A 1,614-nucleotide genomic window follows, 5' to 3' on the forward strand; every position below is an offset into this window, starting at 1 on the left:
TTTACCATCCTTCATGCCTAACTCCAGCAATTTTCTGTTGATGTACTCAACTTCCTCAGCAGGCGCATGGTGCGTATCTAACCAACCTGGATCCGGACACAGATCGAAGATCGTCTTTCCAGGGTGATTCTTCACAATGTAAGGACCTGTCAACTGATCAAGCCATTCGCCCGTCTTCCAGAAACTCTCCGGAACCCAGGTAATGCCAACCTTCTTCTCGATGGCTGCAAGTCTCCTTGCCTGAGAAGCATCCTGCTTCACATTGACCAACCAACGATCCATACCGAACGAACCATCCGAGTACGTAGCATCGTTCCATGAACCGTGTGCCATACCCTTGTAGATGTATGTCTGGAAGTATCCTACACTTTCAAAGCACAGCCTTTCAATATCTGAGCAGTTCGACATCCTGAACTCACCTGACTCACCAGTCTTTCCACCGTATTCAGGACCATCATGATATGCGCCGATCTTCAAACTCCAGATATGCTGACCTGACCAGTCAGGACACAGATCTTTTGGCATTGGATCAGCAACACCATCCTTGACAAGGTCTTCAGCTACCTTGAATGTCTCACGATACTTTAAACCTGCATCCTTAACGGATTCATCCAAGGCCTGTAAGTTTTCCTTTGCAAACCTGGGTGAGTGACAATCGTCGCACACTGATGCCCAACGATCCCTCTTCTCTTTCCAGATCGGAGCGCCACGGTCAGCCATGGACATACCCATACTGGTATATACCGTGCTGAATCTCTGTACGTTGTGGTGACCACCCCTCATATGGCAATACTGGCAGGTTGGACCAACATAATCTGCATCAGCCAACTTCTTTGAGAAGTCGAACTGCTTTGGATCCCACTTGTTCACCTGATATACGGTACCATGGAGACCAATATCATAAGCCTCCCAGTCCCTGTGATCCTTACCCCAGTGGCATGTCTTGCATTGCTCTGCCTTCCTTGCAACCTTCGGATCAAACTGATGCCTCTGGTGGCAGGTGCTGCACCTTTCTTCTGAGCTGGTGTGACAAAATGTGCAACCTGCCGTATCCCCTGGCGGTCTCTCAATTGACCATGCGCATTCCACCTGGGCAAAGCTCGAACAGGAAGCATGCGAACCAATACCACCCTGGCCAGACTCGCTGTACTGCGTCTCGTGGCATTCACTGGTGCCGCAAGCCTTGGATGACGGCATGGTCAGCTTCTGGTGGTTATTGCCATGACAGGTGTCACAACCCGTTGGGCTCGGTTCTGCCCTCGAATGAGCGCTCTTCTTATAATCCCTTACAATTCCCGGAGTCATAACCGAGTGGCATGCAATACACTGCTCTAACTGAAACGTACCTTTGATTGGGTTTGAAGGCCTTACCTCATCCCTGTTGTACATATAATCAGGAATGTAATAACGATATGCAGGTAATGTCTTCCAGAACTTGCTGTATTTTCCAGGATAAGGCGGAGCATTCTCATGCTTCGGATATCCCATGTATTTTGCACCTAAACCAGAAAAGAACACCTTACCGTTGTTATCAGGCTCACCGGGCACACCATACACTTCATGAGGCACCCAGTGGGTGATGATTTCTACGGCCTTTGCTTCTTTTGTCATCAG

Annotated in this window: 1 protein-coding gene; it reads right to left on the reverse strand. The window is 49.0% G+C overall.

Annotation, left to right across the window (positions count from 1 at the left end; all coding sequences use genetic code 11):
• Positions 1-1,614: hydrazine oxidoreductase HzoA (locus HUU10_15780; protein ID NUQ83062.1), on the reverse strand; the 1,614-nt coding region annotated here is incomplete at both ends.

The organism is Bacteroidota bacterium, assembly GCA_013360915.1.
Classification (GTDB): domain Bacteria; phylum Bacteroidota; class JABWAT01; order JABWAT01; family JABWAT01; genus JABWAT01.